We start from the raw sequence: 22,557 nt of genomic DNA, 5'->3' as shown, positions 1-22,557 counted from the left end.
GTCGTCGCCAGGGGTGTCCGTTGCGGGGTCCTGAGCCACAGGATCAGTCTCGTCCGTTGAGGTCGCGACCGTCAGCGACTTTACGGTCATCCCGCGGTGTGCGCAGCGCACGGTCATCCCGCGGTGCGCGCGGAGCGCACGGTCATCCCGCTGGTCGCGCGATCACCCGCCGCGGCAGGAGAGCGCCTGTGCTGGCACAGGCGGCTTGTGCCCACCGCACTCGACGCCGATACTGAAAGGTGCGCATCCCTGTAGGGGTGTGAAGTGGGCCCGGCAGCCTTCCGGACGGTGGGTGAGCCGGGCTTCGCGCTGTCCGGGTCCGTTTAAGCCCGAGCACTGACTTGCTGGCCTTCTGACCTCTCGCCCCGCCGCGCCACGGAAGGGCTCAGCGCACCTGCTGGACCTCTCCGATGATGGGACCCACCCGGTCCTGCCACAGGCTGCCGTGGGTCCAGCACCACGCCACCGCGTCCGCGATCCACAGCAGCGGCTCACTGCGCGGGGGCAGGTGCTCGTAGACCAGGTCATCGACCACCCCCGCAGTCCGCACCGCGGCGCGCAGGGTGCGGCGGTCACTGGCCAGCAGGGAGTCGTCCTGCTCCAGCACCAGGCGGTGCGCCCCCGCCACAGCGCAGTCAGCGACCAGGCGCTCCAGCACCAGCCGCCGGGCGAGGCGCTGATCGGCGATCGTGCGGGCGTCGTAGAGGTCGACGACCACCCCGCTGCCGCACAACGCCACCGCGATCTGACCTTGGCGGGCCTTGTTCTCCTTGGTGAAGTGCAACCGCTCCTGCCGCGCCAGCAGCAGCCCCCGCAGCAGGGTGCGGGTCGGGGCCAGCTGCCGGGGCTGGACCCGGGCGGCGGCGATCAGCAACCCGTTCGCCTTCGTCTCGTCGACGAAGACGTGCACGCTCACCGCAGCCTCCGCACCGTCGACCACGCCGCCGGCCGCGACAGGTCCTCCAGGCGTCGTGGAGGACTCAGGGTCGTGGCGGGCACCGCGTCAGCATCGTGGATCGCGCCCGTCACCGCTCCAGCGGGTCATCTGAGGCCCTCATCACCCAGCCGCGCCTCGTGCAGACCGCAGACGCGGAGGCACGCTCGAGCATGACCCAGTCCTCCGATGCCTCCGCTCACCTGCCCATCGTCCTGGGCGACGGCACCTGGCGCACCGACCCCCTCCGCCTCGCCGTCGCCGCCTACCTCGCCCGCTACCGCGGCGAGACCCGCCGCCACGCCGACTCCGACCTGCGCGCCTACCTCACCTGGTGCCAACTCCGCGGACTCAACCCCCTCCAGGCCCGCCGCCCGCACATCGAGCTCTACGTCCGCTGGATGCAGGAGACCCAACGCTTCGCCGCCTCCACCGTCTCGCGGCGGACGTCGGTGGTGGCCAGCTTCTACCGCACCTGCGTCATCGACGAGCTGCTGGAGCACTCACCCGCCGACTACGTCCGCCGCCCCAACGTGCCACCCGAGTCACCGACGCTGGGCCTGTCCCATCTGCAGCTGGAGGCGCTGCTGTCCACATCGCGGGACTCCACCAACCCGTGTGACTTCGCGATGGTCTGCCTGCTCGGACTGCTGGGCCTACGCATCTTCGAGGCCTGCGCCTTGGACATCGCCGACCTCGGCGAGGAACACGGCCACCGGGTCCTACGGGTGGTGGGCAAAGGCCACAAGATCGTCCTCGTCCCCCTGGCGCCGGCGGTGGGGCGGGCGGTGGACCGCGCCATCGGCGACCGCCCGACGGGTGCGCTGATGCTGAACACCCGCGGTGGGCGCCTGGACCGTCACTCAGCGACCCGCCGCCTCAAGCACCTCGCCGCTGAGGCCCGCATCCGGCTACCGCGGATGCACCCGCACATGCTGCGCCACACCTACGTCACCACCATGCTCGACGCCGGCGTCGACCTCAGGGACGTGCAGATCGCCGCCCGTCACGCCGACCCGCGGACGACGATGCGCTACGACCGGGCCCGCACCACCCTGGACCGCCACCCCAACTACATCCTCGCCGCCTACATGGCCTCCGGCACCTGACCAACCGCACGCTTCTGACGAAAAGCGGACGGTCGGCCTAGTCACCCAGACGGGCTACTCGCAGCCCCATGTCGTCCCGATCCGCCGTTCCACACGGCCGAATCGGCCATGATCGAGAGGTGAAGACGTGGCGGGGCTACTTCGTCGTCGGGATCCTCTTAGGAGGCGCCCTGGCGATCATCGGCATCTACACGGAGTCGCTGCCTCTCCGCCTCGTTGGAATCGCGTTGCCCCTCGTCAGCCTCGGGGTGGGGATTGCAGTCGACCGTCATCATCGAAAGCAGCACCGCAGAAGCTGATCCTGACCACGGTCGCCCACCACCGCAGCTTCGTCGCAGAGACCTGCCCTATCGACTTTCCGGTCATCCCGCCGTCCGCGCGGTCCTACGCCCGCACATGACGAAAAGCGGACAATGCCTCAAGTACCTGAAGGAGCACGACCTCACGCTGCGCCGCGACGACGCTCACCGGCGCTGAGTCGCCTGGATGTGCGCGAAGTAGATCCCGTAGGTGCCGCGATCGGTGAAGACCGCATCGCCGAGCTCGATCGGGGAGGTGAGGTAGGCCGTCCACACCACGCGCCCGCGGGCCTCGACGTCGCTCGTCGACGCACCGCCAGCGCACCAGGGATGGGAGGTGAGCATCCATCCGAGGGCGAAGAGCACCTCGACATCGCCCGGGTGAGCCGCCAGCAGGTGCTCGCAGGTTGGCAGGAAGAAGCCCTCTTCCACCGCTTGGGAGCTGGACACATCGGGTAGCCCCGTCAGAAACTGCGGTTCGGAGCAGGAGTACCAGTCCAAGAACGCCAAGCGCAGCGCTGTCTCACGATCACGCTCACCCGCCTGCCAACGTCCAGCCAGCTGAGCTCGAGCCGGGGCGAGGGTCTTGCTGGCACCTGCGGTGTACAGCGCTTCCAGCGCGCTGATCTCCTCCAACGTTACGCAGCGGCTCACAATCCCCATCCTCGCTGCAGACAGTTTCGCTGGTCATCCCCGCCGGACCGCTGGACGCCCCGACCGCTGACATCGCCACCTGCTCAACCCGGTAGAAGCAGCCATCGACTCTCGACAGCACGGTCATCCCGCGGTGCGCTACTCGTCGACGTCGCCCGCTGTCTGAGTAGCGTTCCGACGACGATGGCGATCTTCGCTCAGCGTCGCAATCGCCATGCCCACGGCCGCTAGTGCTTGCAGGACGCCGATCACGCCGATGAAGTGATCGCCGCCGCTCCTGAACCCACGGCCCACCTGAACGAGGCCGACGGCAATGAGGACCACCCAGCAGGTGATGACGACTCGGAGGCGAGTCCTCGACATCGGCGGCCGGTGTGCCATGCCTGCAGTGTGACAGTCGAGAGGTGGCGCCCTGCCCGCCCTTCAGTTGTTCGCAGTCTTCGCGGTTCGCGCGAAGCGCACGGTCATCCCGCGGTTAGCGCGATCTGGGGAACCGGAACGTGAGGCTCAGCTGCCAGGACACTCAGCGCTGCGCGCTGTCAAGATCAGTCGTGGCCAGAGCAGACAAGATGCACGACGTCGTCAACCCCTGGACCTGGGTCGACTACCTCGAAGTGCTCACCGACGGGGTGACGGAGTACCGCTGGGGCGGCAGCGCACGCAGCCGAGACATGAAAGCAGCGCGGCAGAAGGCCATCGTCGTCCTGGAGGAAGAGCACGCCGAACGCGACGTGCACCCTTCAGAGCGTCTGGACCTGCTGATCCAGGCCCGTGTCTTCTCTCGCTCCACGGATGTCGCTGATCCAGCCAACGGGGCTGAAGGGACCATCTGGTACTTCACACCGTCCACCGGCGAGGGTCAGCCAGTAGTGGTAGTCAGCTGGGGATGCTGACCGGAAAGGCAATACTGGAGAGCAGCGCACGCTGCAAGTGCACGGAGCCCACGTCGGCGACCGGGCTTAGACGTGGTCATCCGGCTATCTGAGGGTGGCCATGGCGGGTCTGCGACGTCACGGTCATCCCGCGCGTTGTGCGCGCGGTCGCCTGAGCGCCGTGACGTCACGGTCGTGTCGAGAAGCGAGCGGTCAGCACCTCGGTCACCAGCCTGCTCCAGAACCCGCCTCGAGCTGCCGATGCAGTGCTGACCTCACCGCCGACTGCAAGGGACCTCACCGATGAGCGACCCCTTCAGCCCTGACGGGCCTCGACCCGATGCGGTCCGCGGCGGGCACTACGTCAGCGACCGCATCACCTGGTCCGCGGTGCACCGCACCACCCGCCTACGCGCCACCACCGTCACCTTCGGCTGGCGCGGCAAGCTCCTGCTGAGCACGCCCCCGTTCGCCGTACTGGGCGTCTGGGCCGCAGGCGGTGCCCTCACCCCGCGCGGAGTGACCGGAGCCATCGCCGTCGGCTTCGGTCTGCCGCTGATCTGGGCCACCATCTGGTGGCTGCGCCAGGTGTGGGTGGCCGGCCCAGACGAAGACGCCCGCACCATGACCCAGCGCACCCCCGACCACGCTGCGCCGATGCTGCCCGAGCCGGACGTCACCACCGCCCACCCCAACCTGGCCTTCCTGTACCAGCAGCCCCCATCGCACGAGGCCGACGACGCAAGGCGCTGATCACCGAGCTCTAGCTGGCCCCGACTACCCCCGCAGCCAAAGCCTCACGCGAGCAGCGACGCTCAGGCGGCGCTGAGGCTGACTCGGGCTCCCACGACCGAGACGGCCCCCGTGGCCGGATCGCGGTCGCTGACGGGGTCGATGAAGACGAACGTTCCGTGATCACCGAAACGCACCCGCACGAAACAAGAGTCGGCCAAGACCGCCGGCTTCGCCGTGCCCACCGACACCTGATCGCAGGTGCTCGTGGCGGCCGTCCCCGCCTCCTGCTGCACGGCTCGTGACATCTGCTGCGCGACGTCAACGACGGAGGCGCCGGTCTCCCAGCACGCCACTTGACCGTCGCCGTGGCAGACGGTTGAAGCAGTGGCCCCGACAGGTGCGGGCAAGGCATGGGCGACACGCTGAGCCTGCTCACGCGAGGGGCGATCCAGGTGGCCCTGGACGGTAGGGGTGACGGCGACTGCGCCTGCACCGGCGATGGTTACGGCCAAGACGACGACCAAAGCTGGACGTAGACGAGTCATGAGCGTCCATCGGCCTGTACGGCAGCAGCTTGACTCAGCAATCGAGGGACAACCGCACGGTCATCCCGCGGACAGTGCGTGGTTCCGGACGGATGGCACCTCCGCGGTCCTGTCGAGACCGGTTGGCCGCATCGACGCCATCGCCCCGCGAACACCGCAGAGATGGCCGACACTCGACCTCATGGCCAAGCAGCACCGCACCGTGCCCTTCGCCCAGGTCGTCCAAGAGGTCCGGGCCACCCCGCCGCCGCCGGCCCCCTTCGACCTGCACGGCCCCGGCGGAGTCGGCTACCGCCTCCTCGACGCCGACATCAGCGCACAGAAGGCCCGTGAGGTCGCCCGTGAAGGTGCCGCTCTGGGGTGGGATGCCTGCGGCTGCGGTGGAGACTGCGGCTACCGCTGGCACGACGCTGAGCAGGTCGCCCAGGCCGCCGGCGACGGTGCCCCCGAGGTGCGTCAGCAAGGTCGACTCAAGGGCAGGCTCGCCCTGCTGCGCAGCGACGAGGGTGAGCACCTGCTGCTTGCGCACTTCCCTCTTCGCTGGGGCACGCTGCTGGACTGATCACCCGCGGAGCGACCTCACGGTCATCCCGCGGAGCGCGCGAAGCGAGCGGCGCGCTGCAGGACATCCCCGAACAAGTCGATCGATCCTCCGCGTGCATCAACTCTCCAGCGTTCGGCAGGACGCGCCAAGCCCCGGGACCGACGCCGCAACACTGCCCGAAGACGTCCCCCAAGTGAGACGTCGCAGCGGCACTGCCTTCGCGAGAAGTGATCGACGTGCGGACAACGCTCACGTTGACACCGTTCGAGCCGACGGGAGAGACGGCGTCCGGAGCGGGTAGCGCTGTCCCCTTCGTCACGGGTGGTTCCTCGATGATCTCTCGGCTTCGCGACCTCCGCGTCGCGTCCAAGCTCTTCGCAGGCTTCGGCGTGGTCTGCCTGCTCCTGCTGATCATCACCGCACTCGCCCTATCGCGACTGGGAGCGGCCCAGGACAACCTCAACACCCTCTCCGTCTCCGGTGTGGCCTCCGTCGACGGCGTCGACAAAGTCCAGACCGCGTTCGGACTGGTCCGTGAAGACCTCGCCAACTCTGCCCTGTCCCCCGACGACACGACATCGGCGGCGGCGAACCAGAAGCTGAGCAGCGATCAGGACGCCCTGGACGCCGCGTGGACGGCCTACCTCAAGACCTACCCGGGCAGCACCACCACCCAGCAGAACACCTACACCAGCGCCCTGGCCGACTACCGCAGCGCCGCGAAAGCACTGCAGCCCTTCGCCGACGCCAACGACCTGGCCGGGTTCGTCGCCCAACGCGCCTCCGCCGTCGACCCGACCGCCGCGAAGGCCGCATCGGCTCTGGACACCCTCGCCACCGTCGAGGCCAAGGCCGCGGTCACCATGGCCAGCGACGGCAAGGACGCCTACCACCAGGCGTTCGCTGTGCTGTTGAGCTGCGCCGCCCTCGCGCTGGGACTCGCGATCGCCATCTCCGTCCTCATCGCCCGCTCCATCGCCCGACCGCTGGCCCAGACCCTCTCCGTCGTGGAAGGCCTCAGTGAAGGGCGCCTGGACCAGCGCATCACTCACCTCAGCAAGGACGAGGTGGGTCGCCTCGCAACCGCGACGAACACCTCGATGGACAACCTCGCCACGGTGATGCGCGAGATCACCACGACCGCCTCCGCCTTGGCCGCCTCCTCCCAGCAGTTGACCTCCACCGCCGGCACCCTCTCCGCGGGCGCGCAAGACTCCGCCACCCAAACGCAGGTGGTCTCCGCCGCGACGGAGGAAATCTCCGCCAACATCGCCACCGTCGCTGCCGCCGGTGAGGAGATGACCTCCGCGATCCGCGAGATCGCCACCGCCACCGCCGAGGCCTCCGCCACCGCCACGACCGCGGTGATGTCCGCGGATGAGGCCGGCGCCACCATCCAGCGTCTGGGCACCTCCTCCCGTGAGATCGGTGACGTGGTCAAGCTCATCACCTCCATCGCCGAACAGACCAACCTGCTGGCCCTGAACGCCACCATCGAAGCGGCCCGGGCCGGGGAGATGGGCAAGGGCTTCGCCGTCGTCGCCGGCGAGGTGAAGGAACTGGCCCAGCAGACCGCCCGGGCGACGGAGGAGATCGTCACCCGCATCGGAGCCACTCAGGCAGATGCTGAGGCAGCGACGACGGCGATCTCGCAGATCGCGGAAGTCATCGCCCGCATCGATGGACTGCAGTCGACGATCGCGGCGGCGGTGGAGGAGCAGTCGGCCACCACCTCGGAGATGGTCCGCAACGTCACCGAGGTGTCGAGCGGAAGCCAGGAGATCTCCGCGAACATCTCCGGGATCGCCGCGGCAGCGGAGCAGACCACCGAGAGCGCTACCCAGACCGCGGCCACCGCGACGGAGGTGTCGCGTTCCGCAGCGGGGCTGCAGACCCTCGTCAGCCGTTTCCGCTTCTGATCTCGCGCAGCCCACCCACCCCCGGCACGCACCCAGCCCTACCCGATCGCGGGCGGGGACAACTCGTCACCTACCGAGCAGAACGACAAGCAGACGCCGAGCAGACGAGGAGGACGCCGAGCAGAACGACGTCGGGAGCGAGGTGGGGTTGGCGGAAGCCTCCTGGCACTCGATCTGGCACTCGATCTGGCACTCGATCAGCTCGGCCTCGAATCTGTCAGGAGCACCAACCGGTCGTCCTGTTGCGATCCGCGCGTGCTGTCGTCGGCCACGGACTCCTCCTCCTGGCAGCGTCGGACTGTGACGACGACTTGCCTCCCCCGCATGGAGCAGGCGGTCCTCACCCCTTCGGACGTGAGGGCTGTGTCATCCAGTGGATGCAGCCGAGGGGTTTTCGCGACCGGGTCGCGTCAGGGAGCTCACCAGCCGACGCTTGAAGTGTGAGTCTTGAGTCGTCCGGCTTCGGCATGTGGTGGACCACCACCGATGACGTCTCCCGCAAGCGGATCCTGAACCTCCGGGCCGGCGACCACCTCCCCGCAGACCTCGCCCTGGACCTGCAGTTCTACGGCGTCAGCATCGTGGCGGCCGGCGTGATCTGGTCCGAGGAAGATCACGATTGGGTAGGACTGTACGAGCAGCCTGCTGAGGTCGTCGCCCTGCTCGCCGGCGTCAGCGACGATCACCCCGGGTGACGGGTCATCCCACCAACCACGGAACGTGCGGTCATCCCGCGGTGCGGGCGAAGCGCACGGTCATCCCGCGGTACGCGCGAAGCGCACGGTCATCCCGCGGTGCGCGCGAAGCGCACGGTCATCCCGCGGTGCGGGCGGGTTGCCGACGGCGATCAAGGCCTCCGATCGGCGCCGTCTGCGGGTTACCCCTTACTCGGTGACGACGATGCTCCACCGAGACGTCGCCGCGCGCGGCGTTCGAGCTGAGCACTGGTCGCGACCAGCACCGCTCCAGGGGCCGAGAAGGCGAACCAGAGGGGCATCTTGCCCAGCAGCAGCAGGATGCCGCCGACCACGACCAGCAACAGACCCAGCCCGGAGAGGATCAGGTAGGGCTTGGCGGCGCTGCGAGGCAGTGGCGGAGGCCCATCAGGGTTCGCGGCCAGGCCCAGGTAGACGAGGACGCGGCGCATCCGGGGGCCAGGGCTTGTCATGCAGAGCAGCGTCTCATCGCAGGCTGATCGACGAGGACCGACATCACGGTCATCCCGCGTCGTGGACGTCGCCGATTCCTCGCACTACCCCTAGCAGCCCACTGCCTCATCCGGTCAGTTGCACCAGACCGAGCCCCGGTCAGCGACTGTCCGAGCCCCCAGCGCGGTGAGCCGCCGGCGACTACGATGAAGCCATGCTCAGCCATCAGACCCGGCAGGCGCTTCGCGTCCTTCGCTGGCGCGGCGCTGACCACCTCGAGGACGCTGCGCGAGGTCTGCTGCGCCGCCCCCGCCCGCTCCCGGCACCCCCGACAGGGCGTCCGCGGCTAAGCGGAGCCCAGATGGACCAGCTGATCGAGCAGACCGTCCTGGCGCCACGACGAGTCCAGCCTCAAGGCCGGTCTCAGGTCCAGTCCTGAACGACTGGATCCCGCTGCACGACGGCTCGACCTCACGGCGAGAGCTGAAGGACTTCATCACCGCCCTCAGCCGCCGTGCACCGCTGTGGGAGCGCCACGTCATCGAGGAACTGCAGTACCTGGCCAGCACACTGCCCTCCCCGCGCCGCGAACCGGACCGGCGTCCACGAGCACTGCTCTACCGGGGCGAGGACGGGCTCTTGGAAGGCGTCTGCGAGTACGAGCCGGCAACCCTCCGCCCCAGTGGTATTGCCGCCGGCCAGCTCAGCGTCCTGGCCGTGCGGGCTGATGCCCGGCACAGCGGGGTCGGTGGCTCGGCGGTGGACGCCCGCCTGCAGCTGCTGCGTGCCGGCGCGGCGCAACTGCAGGCGGGCGAGGTCGTCGTGGCCGCGGTGGTCCACGAGCAGAACCAGGAGATGGCCCGACTCCTTTCGCGCCGGGCGTTTCGTCCTCACGGCACGGTCGGCGACGATGGGTACGCCGTGTGGGCGGCGACCTTGACGACGTCATGAGGGCCCGACTCGACATGTCAGTGCTAGTGATGATCATCGTCGCCGTCGACGACCTCGTTGCGGGCGAAGTCGCTAAACATCGCGCACGAGGTCGCCAAGCACTCCTGACGGGCGTCCTGTCTTCAGCGCATGCTCGGTCATGGTCCAGCCTTCAGACACCTCCACCCACCTGCCCATCGCCCTCGGGGATGGGACCTGGCGCACTGACCCCCTGCGTCTGGCCGTCGCCGCCTACCTCGCCCGCTACCGCGGCCAGACCCGACGCCACGCCGAGTCGGACCTGCGCGTCTACCTCACCTGGTGCCAACTGCGCGGGCTGAATCCGCTGCAGGCGCGGCGCCCGCACATCGAGCTCTACGTCCGGTGGATGCAGGAGACCCAGCGCTTCGCCGCGTCGACGGTGTCGCGGCGGATGTCAGTGGTCGCGGGTTTCTACCGGACCTGCGTCGTCGACGAACTGCTGGAGCACTCACCCGCCGATTACGTCCGACGTCCCAACGTGCCGCCGGAGTCACCCACCCTGGGCTTGAGTCACCTGCAGCTGGAAGCGATGCTCTCTACCGCCCGAGACTCCACCAACCCCTGCGATTTCGCCCTGGTGTGCCTGCTCGGGCTGCTGGGCCTGCGCATCTTCGAAGCCTGCGCCCTGGACATCGCCGACCTTGGAGAGGAACACGGGCACCGCGTCCTGCGGGTGGTCGGCAAAGGCCACAAGATTGTCCTCGTCCCGCTGGCACCGGCCGTGGGACGAGCAGTGGACCGCGCCATCGGCGACCGTGGCAGCGGAGCGCTGATGTTGAACACCCGCGGAGGACGCATCGACCGTCACTCCGCCACGCGCCGCCTCAAGCATCTCGCCGCTGACGCCCGCATCCGGTTGCCGCGGATGCACCCGCACATGCTGCGCCACACCTACGTCACCACGATGCTCGACGCCGGCGTCGACCTCCGAGACGTCCAGATCGCTGCCCGCCACGCCGACCCCAGGACGACGATGCGCTATGACCGAGCGAGAACCACTTTGGACCGCCACCCCAACTACATCCTCGCCGCCTACATGGCCTCCGGCACCTGACCAAACGCACGCTTCTGACGAAGAGCGTTACGTGTGAAGTCGGTGATTGATTGCGGAGACATTGCGGACCGTCACTAACCGTGTTCGACAACTGCCATGGTGAGCAGATGCACTCTCAAAGCCTGCAGCGACTCAAGGTGGCTGCACTGATCGTGGTGGGCATCGTCGCCCTCGGCCTCGGCGTGCGGGTGTTTCAGGTGCACGATCAGACCTGGGAGTGGCGGCTGCAGGCTTCTGCCACGCCTCCCAAGATTCACTTCGACGACCGCGACTACCGCCGCGATGAAGGTCCCCCCTCGCCTGCATCTGCCTCAGGTGCCACCGAGCTGGGGGTGACCAGCGCTGGCACCCACCTGTACGGGGTAAGCAACGGCTCGTACGCCCCCGTGGGCGTCTACGCCAAGACAGCGCGCGGTTTCGTCAGCTACTCGCTGCTCGGCGGCCCGTAGGGACCCCGTCGACCTACTGGTCATCCCGCGGCGCGCGAACTGCCCCGGACGGCTGACGACCTCGCTCACATGTTGGAGATTAAGTAACCGCTGAACGCAGCTTCCGCATCTGAATAGCATCGACGCGCAGCTGCTTCTTATCGCCGGATAGACCGCGGGCGAGCCTCGACGAGGCGGGAGGGGGCCACGTCGACGACACCGAAGGCGGTGATCCAGTGCCCGGGGGCGTTGGGGTCCGGGTCGGCGACCTGGCTGCCCAGCCAGAACCGGTGAGGGTTGCTGGGGTCGGTGCTGATGGCGGCATAGTCGCCGAACCAGCAGTAGTTCTGCCCGTCGGTGAGATCGGCATCGCGGGCGTGCGTACCTTCGCGGATGGTGACCCAGGGCGAGGCGTGACCGGCGCGGTTGAGTTGGGCAGCCACCACGCTGGGGTAACGGGTGGGAGAGGTCGCGGAGGCGACGACGCTGACGCTGCCGGTGGGGTCGAGGTCGATGGCAGGGAGTAGCAGGTAGGTCCCGGCGATACCGAGGTCGAGGTCGCGCAGCAGGACGGGGGCGGTGCCGGCGGTGTCGATCTGGGCCAGCCGGATGCAGGTCACTACGGCTGCGCCACCGGTCGCGGCAGCAGTGATGGTGGCGGGTGCGGTGGGCGTGGGGGGTGTGGCGCCGGGGGAGGTGCAGGAGTCGACGAGGGCGACCCAGAGTCGGTCATCGGCCCACACCGCGCTGTAAACATCGGCCTTGATGGCTCCGATCCCCACTCCGTGCCAGGCGTTGGGTTGCGGCGCGGAGATCGGGGGGTTCTGGGGGTGGGTGAAGGTGAGGTTGGTGCGCGCGACGTGCAGGTTGTTCTCGGCGGGGGTGCCGGTGACGGTGAGGACGGCGAGACCGTCCATGCCGTACCCGCGGGTGGACTTGTAGAGGGTGCGGACTAGGTGAGCGTCGGGGGTTCCGGTGCTGGTGGCGGCCCAGTCGTCGCTGCCGTAGGTGTCGATGCCGGTGTCGATGACGCTGACGCGGGGCGTCATGGGAGAGCTGGTGGCGGCCAGGACGTCAGCCTTCTGTAGGACCCACCACACGCCGTAGCTGCCGACGATGATCTTGTCGGTGGTGACGGTGAGTTTGGGTTCGTCGATGCCGTTGTGGGGTAGGTCTTGGTGCCAGACGTACCAGGGGCCGGTGGCGTCCTCGGTGGCCGAGACTGCGACGTAAACGGCGTCTTCGCTCATGTCGGAGATGACGTAGCGGCGGGAGGCGGCGTCGTAGAGCAGGCGGGCGTTCAGAGCGTGCTGGCCGATGACGTCACCGAAGCCGAGGATCTCGGCTTCGGTGCGCAGGGACAGCAGTTGCGGTGCCGCTCCGGCGGTGAGGTCGGTGTCGCTGGGTTTGGTGTAGACGAGGAGTTCGGAGGCGACCTGCTGGACGACCTGGTGATCCCCGACAGCGGTCTGGGTGTCGACGTTGACGTAGCAGTCACGGCAGAGGGGTCGCTCTTCCTGGTGAAGGCCGTCGAAACGGGCTAGGACCTTGGGCGCCGCCGGCAGCACCACCTCGGCGCTGGACCCGGCACCCGGGGTGAGCCCGGAGGGTGAGACGGTCGTGGTGGCGCAGGCACTGAGCATCAAGGCGACGGCGGAAGACGCGGCCAGAGCGAGCACGCTGGATCCTCTCCAGGGAGGACGCCCATGAGCACGCCGATGAGCACGGTCGAGGACGACCGGGCGGGACTGCCAGCGAGCCTCCGCCCGACGTCCTGGGCCGTTGACCTCACCAGCCGGCTGTCGACGACGCTGTCCGTGCACGTGGTCAGAGTAGGCGTCAACTTCAGGTGGCATGCGGGGAATCGCGGTCAGCAGATCGAGGTCAGCGAGTCGAGGTAGTAGATGCCGTGTCTCCTGGTTGCGCTGACTTCACCCGGATCGGCTTCGACTGCATTCAGCGCTGCCTTCCACATCGCAGTCGTGCCGGCTCGAAGCTTAGGAAACCCCCGATACGCCGGTCACGGAGTCGAAGTCCGTCGGAGTGCCCAACCACGTACCCCGTCCCAGCGGCCACACCACCGCCACCGCCCGCCCGGTGACCAGCTCGACCGGGACGAAACCACCGTAGGGCGCGTCCGGGTGGTAGCGAGAATCTCCCGAGTGGTCGCGGTTGTCGCCCATCACCCACAACCGATCCGCCGGGACGATGACGTCGAAGACCTTCCCGCAGGGAGCCACTCCGGGCTTGAGGTAAGCCGACTCATCGACCGCGACCCCGTTCACGCTCACCCGGCTCCGGGCCTCGGTGCACACGACGTGGTCCCCGGGCAGTCCGACGACCCGTTTGATCAGGTGCTCGTCGGAGTCCTCGGGCAGCAACCCGACGAAGGTCAAGGCGTCGGCCACGACGGTGCCGACCGGCCCGCGTCGGGTGGCGACGGTCGGGTCCAGCCAGTGTCCGGGGTCGGAGAAGACGATGACGTCGCCGCGGTGCAGGTCGAAGGGGCCGGGGGTCAGCTTGCTGACGATGACCCGATCCCCTTTGAGCAGGGTGTCTTCCATGGACTCGGAAGGGATGAAGAAGGCCTGGGCGAGGAAGGTCTTGACCACCAGCGAGACCACCAGGGCCACGGCAAGGACCAGCACGGTCTCGCGGACCGCCGCCCCGAACCCTCCAACGGGTGACTGCTTCGACCGTGCGGAGGGCAGGGTCGCGGTGGTCTCATCACCTGAGCGGGCGTCGGTCATACCGTTGATCATGGTGGACGCGTCTCCCGGTGAGCAGGAGCCACGGCGAGTTGCTCCGACTTTGCGGTCACATCGTGGAGCGCGGGCGCTCGTGTCGATGACCGCGCCGTCGCGGTCGTGTCGATGACCGCGCTGTCGCGCTCGTGGCGACGAGCGCGACGCTCCCTGCACCCGACCTGTGGTCCCGCCGGGGCCGAACGTCTCGTACGACCAGCCACTTGCCCACTAGTTCGCGAGGTGCCCGCCCGAGCTGCCGGCGACGACAGGATGCACTGTCAACCCACCGCACAGTGGGGGGACCTCGCCGCGGACCTCGGTGGAGGTCCGGGTGTCTGGTGGGGTGACGAAGAGACCGACGGGCTGCACGCAGTCGGTGGCGTCCCCGAGGGGCACGTCCACACCGCCGACCCCCGCCGAGGCGCTCTGCCCAGGGGCCAGGGTGATGGTCGAGACCTCCTTGGCGCCACCCAATATCGAACCCAGGGTCCGCTCAGCCTGCGCGATCTGGACACCGGATTCGTCGACGGCGGCCACCCCGGGATAGGCGCGCACGAAGCACGCCCGCTGAGAAGAGTTGGTGAACACCACCGGCACGAAGCTGGACCCACCCGCGGCCTCGAACTTGCCCAGAGCGATCGTGAGCTGGTCCGCCGCACATTCTCCCGGCGCGGTGGTCTGCGCCGGGCTGGACGTCGGGTCCGGAGTTGCCGGCTGCCCGGCAGGCGGCGCAACTGCTGAGCCACCGGATGCAGCAGCAACGGCGCCCGCGGGGCCAGACGAGGAGGAAGCGGACGGGGACGCCGACACGGACGGCTGGGGCGTCGTGCTGACCGAAGGCGTCGTGCTGGCCGAGGAAGCTGCCGTCGCGCTGGGCGAGGGTGAGCTGCTGTCCTCACCACCACCGCACGCCGCCGCACTCAACACGACGACCACTCCAGCGACCGCGAAAACGCTGCGCGCGCAGGCCTTCATCTGGTCATCCCCCATCGTTGCCCCAGGCACCGTCTGTCGCGGCGCGCCTGAGCGTACGTCGCCAACCCCATACGCGCAGTGAACGGAGGCACCGCGGAGCAACCGCGTCACCGCCGAAGCTGGCGCTCCTGGCCACGTTGCGCTCTGCGGGTTGGACCGAAGTCACGGTCATCCCGCCGATTAGCGCGATCTGGGGAACCGGAACGTGAGGCTCAGCTGCCAGGACACTCAGCGCTGCGCGCTGTCAAGATCAGTCGTGGCCAGAGCAGACAAGACGCACGACGTCGTCAACCCCTGGACCTGGGTCGACTACCTCGAAGTGCTCACCGACGGGGTGACGGAGTACCGCTGGGGCGGCAGCGCACGCAGCCGAGACATGAAAGCAGCGCGGCAGAAGGCCATCGTCGTCTTGGAGGAAGAGCACGCCGAACGCGACGTGCACCCTTCAGAGCGTCTGGACCTGCTGATCCAGGCCCGTGTCTTTTCTCGCTCCACGGATGTCGCTGATCCAGCCAACGGGGCTGAAGGGACCATCTGGTACTTCACACCGTCCACCGGCGAGGGTCAGCCGGTGGTGGTAGTCAGCTGGGGATGCTGACCGGAGAGGCAATGCTGGAGAGCAGCGCACCCTGCAAGTGCACGGAGCCCACGTCGGCGACCGGGCTTAAACGTGGTCATCCGGCTATCTGAGGGTGGCCATGGCGGGTCTGCGACATCACGGTCATCCCGCGAGGTTCGTGCGTCCCCGGGTCCTCGGATGCCCCAACGAGGTGACCTCCCCCATCGGCCCCCGGCTGCCTGCACACTGAAGGCATGGTGCTGGACCACAGCGGCTCCCCCTTGCGTCGCGGGGAGCCGGAGTACACCGACGACGACCGCTTCTGGGACGGCACCCGCCTGCACCACCTCATCCACGACGACGTCGCCAAGCGTCAGGGCGTGCTGCTGTCCACCGCTGACGTCATCGTGCTCAACTCGATGGGCTGCTGCCCCGGCACCGGTCACTGCGGCTCCAAGGTCATCGCCAGCGAAAAGACACGTCGTCGACTGGCCGCAGCCGGCTTCGTCCGTTTCGAGGAACCTGAGGGCACCCTGCAGCACTGGGAAGCCGACGACGGCACCACCCTCGCCCTGCTCGTCGGTGAGGTCACCCGCCCCTCTCTGGGCTGACAGTCCCTCACCAGACAGGCTCCTAGCCGTGTGTTCACGGCACGGCGCCGAAGCCAGCTACTTCACGGTCATCCCGCGGTGCGCGCGAAGCGCACGGTCATCCCACTGAACGATCACTGGAAGTCCGTTGGGACTGCCCCTGTCTCAGGGGCGCCCCTTCGGCATACGGGTGCGGACGACGAAGAGCAGCACCACGCAGACAAAGATGCCGCCAGTTCCCTTCCACGCGTCTGAAGAAGCCTGGACCAGCGAGACGATGACTCCTGCGACGAGGAGGATCAGCGCCACCAGGAGGAGCACTAGGACAAGCTTGCGAAGGACCACGTATCGACGCTAACTGATCCGAGCCAGACTGCGGTTCAACGTCGGGGGACCTGCCATCCCGGCAGTCTGGCGTCCACCGACTTCACGGTCATCCCGCGTTGTGTGCGCTGTTGCTGGGGGCCGGCGACGTCGCGGTCTTGACGAAAAGCGGGCGGTCGCTGAGCGCGACGATCATCTGCATCATCCGGTGCACGGCGGGCGGGCATGCCACAGTGCTGAATGTGGATCAAGCGCACCTCATCGACGTCCACGACGTCGTCGTGGCCATGGACTACGGCCAGTTCGACCTGTGGACCGACTACTGGGACGACGACCTCGACACCGAGGCCCTGCTCCAGGAAGCCCTCCAAGGCGACCACATCGCCCAGGAAGGCCCCTGCCTGGTCATCACCTGCCCGCACCAGAACAACTTCGAGATGCCCTTGAGGCTGGAACGCTGGAGCGCCCCGGCTGAGGACGACCTGCAGGACTGGCAAGAAGCCTACGAGGCCCACCTCAGCGTGAACGAGTACGGCCTCTCCTACCAGTCCCCGACCCTGGAAGGCGTCGAGCTGTCCGTGCCCAGCGGGGAGTACCACGCACTCATCACCGGCCGGGGCTTCATCACCCGGGGCTGGCCGGGCTCCACCACGCCTGGAGACCAGTGGCGCATCCGGCTGTGGCCCTCCACCGGTCCCGTTCCAGCGCGCCGGCTATTGGCCTGGGCCGGCTGAAGCTCCGACCACACATCACGGTCATCCCGCGACGAGCGTGCGGACACCATGGCGGTGAGCCCTCGAGGAGAGCATCCTGACCGTCATGACAAGACGGCGGTGGTGGCGATGAGTCAACCTTCTCGGCGACTCCACGACTTCCTCGCCTGGTTCACCAGGACGGTGCTTCCCTCCCGCAGGAAGCCGGTGAAGCAGACCCAGGCAGCCCAGGAACTCACCTATCTCGACCCTCCTGACGGCGTGCCCACTGGACCACGAAGTCCCCGCTGACGGCGTCGCTGGCTAGGACTGGCCGACCGGACCTACCCGGGACCGGCCGAGAGGACCACGGCGCTCACATGGCCAGCCTGAGATCACGTGGTGGGTGCATCGTCGTCCCCTCCACTGCCCCCGTCGCCGCTGCCACTGCCCCGCACCCCAGCGCCATCGTCTCCGCCTCCAGTGTCGTGCTCCTGCTGTCGACCCCAACCATCGCCCGCCATCGCATACCTCCGTCAGAGCAGGGACGGGTCTGCTGCGATGATCGGGCTGGGCTTCCTCGGCCTCAGCCTCCACTGCGTATCGGTTTGGCATGAGATGCGATTCCACCGCTGAAGCGCATGGTCACGGCGTGAGCCGCGACGGGGCAGCGGCTATCTCAGGGGTCGTGTGCGGTCGCCGACGGCCGCCCGGCTCGCAGCGCCCCGAGCGCTCGTTGCAACTCATTGCGCAACTGCTCGGTCTCTGCCCGTGCGGCCTTCAGCCGTGTCCTGAGGACTTCGTTCTGACTGCGCAGGGACGCCTCACTGGCACGCTCCCGTGCCGAGCGTGACCTGCTCCCGCCACCGTGAATGTGCCGAGCGCGGAGCTGCTCGATCTCAATTCGATAGCTGCTGGTGTAGAGCCACTGTCGTGAGACGCCCGCCTCGCGAGCCACCCGAGCGATGGTGATCGCCTCCCCGGCGGTATCGAGGCTGCGCAAGGTCGTCTCGACGCGTCGGCAGATGTCGTCTTTGCGCTGGACGCGGTAGCGCTCCAAGCCGCTGGTCACTGCGTCGCCTTCGAGGAGGCAATCTTCAGGGAGGCGATGAGCGTGTCCAGCTTCACCAGGACCTGCCGGTTCTTCTGCGCGATGCGCAGCTTTCCCTCCTCCTCCGCGGTACGGATCAGCTCGGCTGTCCGGTCTCGTTGCGCCTGATGCGCCGGCAGGAAATCGGGTGTGGTGACGAAGTACGCCTTGCAGTCCAGGCAGGCGTTCTGCACCTCGCAGTCCTGTTGCAACGGTAGCGAGCAGTAGCCGTTGGGAAGACTGACGCGGGCGCGGTTGAGTTTCTCCTTCATCCACGCCACATCAGCCAGCGGGCCGCCCGCCCCCAGGGAGTCCAACCGCTCTCCGGCGATGTTGAAGCGCGCAGCAGTCAGAAACTCCTCGCGCAGCTTCTTGTCCGTCAGACGGGCGTAGCCGCGGGTCACCTTAGGATCGTCGTGGTCCAGCAGTTCCTGCACGACCTCCTGGCTGGCGCCGTTGTTCAGCTCCCGGGTGCCGAAGGTATGCCGGAACTGGTGCAAGGTGACCTGCGCCGCTGCGCCGGCGGGGTCGGTGAGGCCGATGCGCGCCTGGTAGGCAGTGAACCGGCCCACGACCGTGGCCGCGGAGGTGTGCCGGTCTCCGAGAGCATTGGCGTGGGAGGAGGGAAACAACCACGGCGTACCCGGGTGGCACCGCAGAGCGCGGTGGCGCTGCTGCTGGATGGCAGCGACCACGGCCGGGTTGCGCACCGGGTGCAGCCGCTCACGGCGACGCTTGGTGTTCCACCACCGCACGGTGGGGAAGCCGTCGGCGTCTTCACCGAGGCAGTCGATGGCCAAGCTGACCAGGGTGCCGGCGCGGAAGCCGTGCTCGTGCAGGATCAGCAGCATCACCCGGAAGTCTGGACGGACCAGCTGCAGATTGTCCTCGGCCATGATCTGGCGCAGCAGAACGTCGGGGATGGGGCGCGGTAGCGGTTCCTCTCGCCGAGGCAGTTCACCGCGCCGTAGGGCGACGTTCTCGGGGATCGAGGGTGACCAGCCTTTGAGCCGGTGGTCGTCCAGGAGGATCTTCACGCCACTGACCAGGCCCTGACGTTGGCTGGGGGCCACGCCGGGCTGGCGATGAATCCAGGCGCAGTAGTCCAGCAGCAGCTGCCGGCTGAGGTCCTGCGGACCGCCCACGTGGCGGCAGGGACCTCATGGGAGGTCATCCACCGGTTCTCAACCGGCTGTGGCGTCGACGGTAACAGGCTGGTGAGTCCAGCTGTTCGCGCGGTCTTCTTGATGGTCTGCAGTTCGTGTCGGCGCAGGAGGGTGCGCTGTTGCTCGCAGCGCAGTTGCAGCAGCAACCGCAGCTCGATCTCCAGACGTGGGGGGAGGTCGGTGAAGTCGTAGCCGGGGTGGTTCCGGCCCGCCGGGCCGCCATGGAGGTCAGCGTCCTGGCAGTAGCCCTGACGCGTCAGGTCCGAACCGCGAGACTCACCGCGACGACGACTCAAGGAGGTCCGCAGGTAGCGCAGGCGGTTTCGGTGCACCGCGCACAGAACCGGGGTTCCGTGGGCATCCCAGCCTTCACAGCCGGTGATGGTGCAGGTGCGGCCCCACAACGCCACGTCCCCCGGCTCGGGGACGACCACCGGCTGCAGGAAACGCGGCTGCAGCAGGGCCCGCACCCGCTCGTGCGGGTTGTCACTGTCCGTGAACGGCCGGCCCGCTGCAGACGGCCCCGATCCTGTGGTCAGGACGGGCAGCAGACGCAACGGCTCAGGCATGAATCCCCGACCACCCCTCGACGTGGGACAACCGCTCCCGCAGATCCTCAACGGTGGTGTGCACGTAGGTCTGGCGCGTGGTGGTGACACTGCTGTGACCCAGCAGTTCGCTGACCACTTCCATCGGCGCTCCTCCACGGCGCAGCGTCGTGGCGAAGGTGTGCCGCAACGTGTGCGCGGTGAAGCCGATACCGGTGGCGTGAGTCGTCTTGGCGATGAGGCTGCGGACGCTGTCGTAGCTCAGCGGCTGTCCGATCTGCCCGCCCCAGAGGTTGACGAAGACGTAGTCGCAGTCCAGCTCGCCGTACTCGTACTCGAGGTAGTCGGCGTACAGGTCCGCGACCATCGGGTGCAGGGGAACGGTCAGCACGTTCCACCGCTTGGCGCGGGCACCGTTGGCGTTGTCGGAGCGCGGGACCACTCGCAGCTCCTGACGGCGCAAGCTGAGATCGGCGTGACGCAGACCCAATGCCCCGCCGACCCTCAGGCCGTTCAGACCCATGAGGGCCAACAGGAGCCGGTCGCGATATCGCGGTGGAGCCGCGAGCACCATGGCGAGCTCCTCGCCTGTCAAGGACTGAGGGATGGCGTGGGACACCTTGACCCCCAGGGGATGCCGACGCGTGCGAGAGGCGTGCTGGCGAGTGTGCTGACGCTGCTGCCGGCTGCGGTTCAACGCCACCGACAACGGCGTCTGGCTGTGGTGGTCGTAGAAGCCGAAGACGGCACTCAACGCTCGCTGGCAGCTGCGGGCAGATCGCACGACGCCGGCGGGGTGCACGATCACCGTGTCCGGTTGCGGCCTGGCGCGGTTGGTTCGGCGCAGGTAGGCGGAGAAGGCGGCCAGGTCCGACATCACCGCCTCATCCCAGCGTCGCTGAGTCTGCTGCAGGAACTCGAACCACAACGCGAGGTCACTAGCGTAGCCGCGGATGGTGTGCGGGGAGCGCCCCAGGTCGTGCAAGAAAGCTAGGTAGGTCTCAGCCGGAGCGACCACCCCGTCTGGGCCCAGAAGCGTTGAGGACGTTGTTCCGTCAGGTAACCGCATTCGACACGCCCGGTAGGCCGTCACGGCGCCGAACCTAGAACGACATGCAGATAACCCGCCAGAGGACCCGTGACACCCTTTCGTGGGCCGTCTACGTGGACATCAAGGACACTGCTCAACGTGCTGCGGATACACCACGACGGCACCGTCTGCGAGTGACACCCCTGACCCGTCGGGACACCCATCCGGACACCCACGTGGAGTGAGCCGTGGGTGTCCCGTCCACGTCACCCCGACGACGTCGAGCGGACACCCACAGGTGTTCCCACGCCCGGCCCCACGCCCGGCCCCACGCCCGGTCCCACGCCCGGTCCGACGTGGGTGCGGCCGTGGGACCGGCCCGCCGGTCGCCCCCACGACGTCCGCGCCGGTCCCACACCCGGCCCCAACCCGAGCCCCCCGAGGCCGTGACCTACCCCACCGCCCGCTCCGGGATGCCGTCGGGCCGTCCACCGGTTGCACTGGGTGATGGCCTCCAGCGCCCCGACCTCCCGCTCGACCCCCACCCGCGGTCCCGTCCTGTGGACCCCGCGGCACGTCCTCGTCACCGCCTCCGCCCAGGCCGAACCCCACGGCCGCGCGATCCTCGACCGCCTCGCCGCGGCGGGAGTGCAGGACGTCCGCCTGCTGTCCGGCGACCGGCTGCCACCCCTCAAGGGCGCCGACGAGCGCGAGACCTACGCCCGGGCGAAGCGGACGCTCGCCGTCGTCACGAGCGCCGTCTCCAAGCGCCGTCCGACGCCCATCCCGCCGAGCGCGGACTTCTCCTTCCCGCTCGCCGAGGGCTGCCCCGGGCACTGCCAGTACTGCTACCTCGCCGGGTCGCTGACGGGGCCGCCGATCACGCGCGTGTACGCCGACCTGCCGCGGATCCTCGCCGGTCTGGACGAGGTCGTCGGCACGGGCTCGGTGACCTCGGGAACCGAGGCGCGCGGTCACGAGGGCACGACGTTCGAGGCGTCCTGCTACACCGATCCCCTCGCCCTGGAGCACGTCACGGGCTCGCTCGCGGCCACGGTCAGCCACTTCGGGACCCACTCCTGGCCCGGACCAGTCCAGTTGCGGCTCACGACGAAGTACGACGACGTCGAGGGTCTGCTCGCCCTTCCCCACCACGGCCGCACCCGCGTGCGCGCCTCCGTCAACGTCGCGGGCGTCGAACGGTTCGAGGGCGGGACCGCCCGCGTGCGGGAACGGCTGGGCGCCCTCGGCCGGCTGGCCCGCGCCGGGTACCCGGTCGGTCTGACGATCGCGCCGATCATGCCCGTCGAGGACTGGCGCACGGCCTACGCAGGCCTCCTCGACGCGGCCGCGACCGCACTCCCCGCCGACGCGGACCTCACGGTCGAGTGCATCACCCACCGCTTCACCCCGAAGAGCAAGGACGTGCAGCTCAGCTGGTACCCGGCGACGAAGCTCGACCTCGACGAGTCCACCCGCAGTCGCAAGCACGGGAAGTTCGGCGCCGTGAAGCACGTCTACGACCGCGACACCATGCGCGCCCTCCGCTCGTGGTTCGAGACGGCGATCGCCGACCGGCTCCCCGCCGCCCGCTACCTGTACTGGACCTGACGTGCACGGCAC

At 68.5% G+C, this 22,557-nt stretch carries 25 protein-coding genes; 14 read left to right on the top strand and 11 right to left on the bottom strand.

Annotated elements, in window-relative coordinates; translation table 11 throughout:
* Positions 1-385 precede the first annotated feature (385 nt).
* On the bottom strand, positions 386-916 hold the full coding sequence (locus tag AB0637_RS19165; protein ID WP_366174276.1) for a hypothetical protein: 531 nt from the start codon (positions 914-916) through the stop codon (positions 386-388).
* A gap of 191 nt (positions 917-1,107) precedes the next feature.
* On the opposite strand from AB0637_RS19165, the gene AB0637_RS19160 reads away from it, so the two are divergent.
* Entirely contained in the window at positions 1,108-2,043 is a 936-nt protein-coding gene (locus AB0637_RS19160) for a tyrosine-type recombinase/integrase (protein WP_366174275.1), read from the top strand.
* Between the two features lie 464 nt (positions 2,044-2,507).
* Here AB0637_RS19160 and AB0637_RS19155 read toward each other — a convergent pair whose 3' ends face one another.
* On the bottom strand, positions 2,508-2,978 hold the full coding sequence (locus tag AB0637_RS19155) for a hypothetical protein (RefSeq protein WP_366174274.1): 471 nt from the start codon (positions 2,976-2,978) through the stop codon (positions 2,508-2,510).
* A 587-nt stretch (positions 2,979-3,565) separates the two neighbouring features.
* Between AB0637_RS19155 and AB0637_RS19150 the strand changes: the two genes are divergently transcribed.
* Positions 3,566-3,889, top strand: a complete 324-nt coding sequence (locus AB0637_RS19150) for a hypothetical protein (RefSeq protein WP_366174273.1) — start codon at positions 3,566-3,568, stop codon at positions 3,887-3,889.
* A gap of 282 nt (positions 3,890-4,171) precedes the next feature.
* Complete coding sequence (locus AB0637_RS19145) at positions 4,172-4,621, top strand: hypothetical protein (protein ID WP_366174272.1); 450 nt, start codon at positions 4,172-4,174, stop codon at positions 4,619-4,621.
* A 62-nt stretch (positions 4,622-4,683) separates the two neighbouring features.
* Here AB0637_RS19145 and AB0637_RS19140 read toward each other — a convergent pair whose 3' ends face one another.
* Entirely contained in the window at positions 4,684-5,115 is a 432-nt protein-coding gene (locus tag AB0637_RS19140; RefSeq protein WP_366174271.1) for a hypothetical protein, read from the bottom strand.
* 214 nt (positions 5,116-5,329) lie between these two features.
* Here AB0637_RS19140 and AB0637_RS19135 point away from each other — a divergent pair, with 214 nt between their 5' ends.
* The 6 genes from AB0637_RS19135 to AB0637_RS19110 all read left to right on the top strand — a co-directional run bounded on the left by AB0637_RS19135 (position 5,330) and on the right by AB0637_RS19110 (position 11,234).
* Positions 5,330-5,710 carry a hypothetical protein gene (locus AB0637_RS19135; protein ID WP_366174270.1) on the top strand — a complete coding sequence of 127 codons (381 nt, stop codon included), beginning with the start codon at positions 5,330-5,332 and terminating at the stop codon, positions 5,708-5,710.
* Positions 5,711-5,919: 209 nt separating this feature from the next.
* Positions 5,920-7,611 (top strand): methyl-accepting chemotaxis protein, encoded by a 1,692-nt coding sequence (locus AB0637_RS19130; RefSeq protein WP_366174269.1) that lies wholly within the window; start codon positions 5,920-5,922, stop codon positions 7,609-7,611.
* Between the two features lie 440 nt (positions 7,612-8,051).
* Positions 8,052-8,306, top strand: coding sequence for a hypothetical protein (locus tag AB0637_RS19125; RefSeq protein ID WP_366174268.1), 255 nt, complete (start codon positions 8,052-8,054; stop codon positions 8,304-8,306).
* 1,092 nt (positions 8,307-9,398) lie between these two features.
* The gene (locus AB0637_RS19120; protein WP_366174267.1) at positions 9,399-9,710 is read left to right on the top strand and encodes a hypothetical protein; all 312 of its coding nucleotides are present in this window, start codon (positions 9,399-9,401) and stop codon (positions 9,708-9,710) included.
* Between the two features lie 139 nt (positions 9,711-9,849).
* On the top strand, positions 9,850-10,785 hold the full coding sequence (locus tag AB0637_RS19115) for a tyrosine-type recombinase/integrase (RefSeq protein WP_366174266.1): 936 nt from the start codon (positions 9,850-9,852) through the stop codon (positions 10,783-10,785).
* An 80-nt stretch (positions 10,786-10,865) separates the two neighbouring features.
* A complete protein-coding gene (locus tag AB0637_RS19110; protein WP_366174265.1) occupies positions 10,866-11,234 on the top strand; it encodes a hypothetical protein in 369 nt (122 codons plus the stop codon).
* 137 nt (positions 11,235-11,371) lie between these two features.
* On the opposite strand, the gene AB0637_RS19105 is transcribed toward AB0637_RS19110, so the two are convergent.
* The 3 genes from AB0637_RS19105 to AB0637_RS19095 form a co-directional block, all read right to left on the bottom strand.
* Positions 11,372-12,892: a hypothetical protein gene (locus tag AB0637_RS19105; protein WP_366174264.1), complete on the bottom strand. Its 1,521-nt coding sequence runs from the start codon at positions 12,890-12,892 to the stop codon at positions 11,372-11,374.
* A gap of 318 nt (positions 12,893-13,210) precedes the next feature.
* Positions 13,211-14,134, bottom strand: a complete 924-nt coding sequence (gene lepB, locus AB0637_RS19100) for a signal peptidase I (protein ID WP_366174263.1) — start codon at positions 14,132-14,134, stop codon at positions 13,211-13,213.
* Positions 14,135-14,188: 54 nt separating this feature from the next.
* On the bottom strand, positions 14,189-14,593 hold the full coding sequence (locus tag AB0637_RS19095) for a DUF4232 domain-containing protein (protein ID WP_366174281.1): 405 nt from the start codon (positions 14,591-14,593) through the stop codon (positions 14,189-14,191).
* On the opposite strand from AB0637_RS19095, the gene AB0637_RS19090 reads away from it, so the two are divergent.
* The 3 genes from AB0637_RS19090 (at position 14,541) to AB0637_RS19080 (ending at position 16,105) form a co-directional block, all read left to right on the top strand.
* Complete coding sequence (locus AB0637_RS19090) at positions 14,541-15,017, top strand: hypothetical protein (protein WP_366174282.1); 477 nt, start codon at positions 14,541-14,543, stop codon at positions 15,015-15,017. The two genes, AB0637_RS19095 and AB0637_RS19090, sit on opposite strands and share 53 nt — an antisense overlap.
* Positions 15,018-15,191: 174 nt before the next feature.
* Positions 15,192-15,533 (top strand): hypothetical protein, encoded by a 342-nt coding sequence (locus AB0637_RS19085; RefSeq protein WP_366174262.1) that lies wholly within the window; start codon positions 15,192-15,194, stop codon positions 15,531-15,533.
* 215 nt (positions 15,534-15,748) lie between these two features.
* Complete coding sequence (locus tag AB0637_RS19080) at positions 15,749-16,105, top strand: hypothetical protein (protein ID WP_366174261.1); 357 nt, start codon at positions 15,749-15,751, stop codon at positions 16,103-16,105.
* Positions 16,106-16,249: 144 nt separating this feature from the next.
* On the opposite strand, the gene AB0637_RS19075 is transcribed toward AB0637_RS19080, so the two are convergent.
* Entirely contained in the window at positions 16,250-16,405 is a 156-nt protein-coding gene (locus AB0637_RS19075) for a hypothetical protein (protein ID WP_366174260.1), read from the bottom strand.
* Between the two features lie 245 nt (positions 16,406-16,650).
* Here AB0637_RS19075 and AB0637_RS19070 point away from each other — a divergent pair, with 245 nt between their 5' ends.
* Positions 16,651-17,142, top strand: coding sequence for a hypothetical protein (locus AB0637_RS19070; protein ID WP_366174259.1), 492 nt, complete (start codon positions 16,651-16,653; stop codon positions 17,140-17,142).
* A gap of 637 nt (positions 17,143-17,779) precedes the next feature.
* Here AB0637_RS19070 and AB0637_RS19065 read toward each other — a convergent pair.
* From AB0637_RS19065 to AB0637_RS19050, 4 genes are read right to left on the bottom strand one after another with little or no spacing between them, the layout of a single operon-like run.
* On the bottom strand, positions 17,780-18,172 hold the full coding sequence (locus AB0637_RS19065) for a DUF6262 family protein (RefSeq protein WP_366174258.1): 393 nt from the start codon (positions 18,170-18,172) through the stop codon (positions 17,780-17,782).
* On the bottom strand, positions 18,169-19,227 hold the full coding sequence (locus AB0637_RS19060) for a tyrosine-type recombinase/integrase (RefSeq protein ID WP_366174257.1): 1,059 nt from the start codon (positions 19,225-19,227) through the stop codon (positions 18,169-18,171). The genes AB0637_RS19065 and AB0637_RS19060 overlap by 4 nt, the downstream gene beginning before the upstream one ends.
* Positions 19,224-19,925: a hypothetical protein gene (locus AB0637_RS19055; protein ID WP_366174256.1), complete on the bottom strand. Its 702-nt coding sequence runs from the start codon at positions 19,923-19,925 to the stop codon at positions 19,224-19,226. Before AB0637_RS19055 ends, AB0637_RS19060 begins: the two co-directional genes overlap by 4 nt.
* Entirely contained in the window at positions 19,918-20,973 is a 1,056-nt protein-coding gene (locus tag AB0637_RS19050) for a tyrosine-type recombinase/integrase (protein WP_366174280.1), read from the bottom strand. The genes AB0637_RS19055 and AB0637_RS19050 overlap by 8 nt, the downstream gene beginning before the upstream one ends.
* Before the next feature lie 468 nt (positions 20,974-21,441).
* Between AB0637_RS19050 and AB0637_RS19045 the strand changes: the two genes are divergently transcribed.
* Positions 21,442-22,545 carry a spore photoproduct lyase family protein gene (locus AB0637_RS19045; protein ID WP_366174255.1) on the top strand — a complete coding sequence of 368 codons (1,104 nt, stop codon included), beginning with the start codon at positions 21,442-21,444 and terminating at the stop codon, positions 22,543-22,545.
* Positions 22,546-22,557: the final 12 nt, after the last annotated feature.

It is taken from the genome of Kineococcus sp. NPDC059986, assembly GCF_040702905.1.
Classification (GTDB): domain Bacteria; phylum Actinomycetota; class Actinomycetes; order Actinomycetales; family Kineococcaceae; genus Kineococcus.
Note: the sequence above shows the minus strand (reverse complement) of the source record. Positions and strands in the feature narration are given on the sequence as shown.